Genomic DNA, 2315 nt, shown 5'->3' with positions numbered 1-2315 from the left:
GACGGGACTCCGCGAACCGCTCGTCAGCCAACCACTCCTTCACCAGCCCCAACACCCGAGCAGTCTCCTCGTGCACCGCAACCGCCACATCACCCCCGGGCAGCCCCACACACGGCACCACCAGCGCCGCCGGAATCTCACCACCCTCGACAACCGGCAGACCGCCGTCCAGCATCACCCAGTCGTCGGAGGACCCGGCGGAGGTCGTGGCCGTCCACTCCACCCGGAACAGGGAGTCGCCCCGGCCTGCGGCCGCCCGGCCGAACTGTTCGGGCGAGAAGGCGCGCAGGGCCAGGCTGTCGACGGAGATGACCGGCGCACCGTCGGCGTCGGCGATCTCCAACCGTACGGCCTCCCGGCCGGCCCGGGAGAGCCGTACGCGCACGGTGTCCGCGCCGACCGAGTGGACCGACACACCGGACCAGGAGAACGGCAGGCGTCCCTGGCCCGTGTCCTCCACCAGCGAGCCGAGCCCGATGGCGTGGAGCGCGGAATCCAGCAGGGCCGGGTGGATGGTGAACTGCTCGGCGGCCGGGTCGGCTTCGGCGTCGAGGGCGGCTTCGGCGAAGACCTCCTCACCGCGGCGCCAGGCGGCCCGCAGGCCCTGGAACACCGGGCCGTACCCGAAGCCCGCGTCGGCGAGCCCGTCGTAGAGGCCCTCCACCTGCACGGCCTCGGCGCCCGCGGGCGGCCACTCCGTGAGCTGGAAGGAGGGGGACTCGACCGCGCCCTCGGTGAGCACCGCGGTCGCGTTGCGCACCCACGGCTCGTCGTCCTCGGCGCGGTCGTCACGGGAGTGGAAGACCACGGAGCGGCGGCCCGAGGCGTCGGGTGCCGCGACCGCGATCTGCAGCTCTACGCCGCCCTCCTCGGGCAGTACGAGCGGGGCTTCGAGCGTGAGGTCGTCGACGAGGTCGCAGCCGACCTGCCCGCCGGCCCGCAGGGCCAGTTCGACGAAGGCCGTGCCCGGGAGCAACACCGAGCCCATGACACGGTGGTCGGCGAGCCACGGGTGCGTGGCCAGGGACAGCCGGCCGGTCAGGAGCAGACCGTCGGCGTCGGCCAGGGCCAGGCAGGCGCCCAGCAGCGGGTGATCGGCGGACCGGAGACCCACGGCGGAGGCGTCGGCGAAGGATCCGACGGGCAGGTCGATCCAGAACCGCTCGCGCTGGAAGGCGTAGGTCGGCAGGTCGACGGCGCGGGCGCCGGTTCCGGCGAAATACTCCTCCCAGTCGACGCGGGCACCGCGCGCCTGCGCCCGGGCGAGTGCCGTGGTCACGGTGTCCGCCTCGGCGCGGCCCTTGCGGAGGGCGGGGGCAAAGGCGGCGTCTTCGGCGGTGGTGCAGTCCTGGGCGAGGGCCGACAGGACGCCGTCGGGGCCGAGTTCGAGGTACGTGGTGACCCCGGCGGCCTCCAGCGCCCGGACGCCGTCGAGGAAGCGGACGCCTTCACGGACGTGCCGCACCCAGAAGTCGGCCGAACCCATCTCGTCGGAGACGAGCGCACCGGTCAGGTTGGAGACGACCGCGATGCGCGGGGTCTCGTAGGTGAGCCCCTCCGCCACTTCACGGAAGGCGTCGAGCATGCCGTCCATGTGCGGGGAGTGGAAGGCATGACTGACCGTCAGCCGCTTGCTCTTGCGATCGGCGAAGGACTCGGCGACGGCGACCGCCGCCGCCTCGTCACCGGCAATGACCACCGACCGCGGTCCGTTGACGGCGGCGATGCCGACACGGTCGGTCAGGTGCGGCAGGACTTCGTCCTCCGACGCCTCGACCGCGATCATCACACCGCCCGACGGCAGCGCCTGCATCAGCCGCCCGCGAGCAGCGACCAGCGTGCAGGCATCCTCCAGCGAGAACACACCGGCCACATGGGCGGCGGTGATCTCACCGATGGAGTGACCGGACAGGAAGTCCGGACGGACTCCCCAGCTCTCGACGAGGCGGAACAGGGCCACCTCGACCGCGAACAGCGCGGGCTGCGCGTACTCCGTACGATCCAGAACGGCCGCATCCCCGCCGAACAGCACCTCTTTCAACGGAAGTTCCAGACGCATCCCCGCACACACCGCGTCCAGCGCCTCCGCGAACACCGGGAAGGCCTCGTACAGCTCACGCCCCATCCCGAGCCGCTGGCTGCCCTGGCCGGTGAACAGGAAGGCCAGCTTCCCGGCCCCGGCCGCACCCACCACGCCACTCGCGATCCCGGCGGCCACCAGGTCACCGCCCGCGACGGCGGCCAGACCGCGCAGCAGTTCCTCACGGTCGCCGGCCACGACCACCGCGCGGTGGCCGAAGGCCGCGCGCCGCGTC

At 72.8% G+C, this 2315-nt stretch carries 1 protein-coding gene; it reads right to left on the bottom strand.

What is annotated here, in order from left to right:
* A partial coding sequence (locus tag AB0I68_RS38960; RefSeq protein WP_363182185.1) for a type I polyketide synthase occupies positions 1 to 2315 on the bottom strand: 2315 nt, incomplete at both ends.

It is taken from the genome of Streptomyces sp. NPDC050448 (assembly GCF_040655295.1).
Taxonomy (GTDB): domain Bacteria; phylum Actinomycetota; class Actinomycetes; order Streptomycetales; family Streptomycetaceae; genus Streptomyces.
This window is presented reverse-complemented; position numbering and strand designations above follow the sequence as displayed.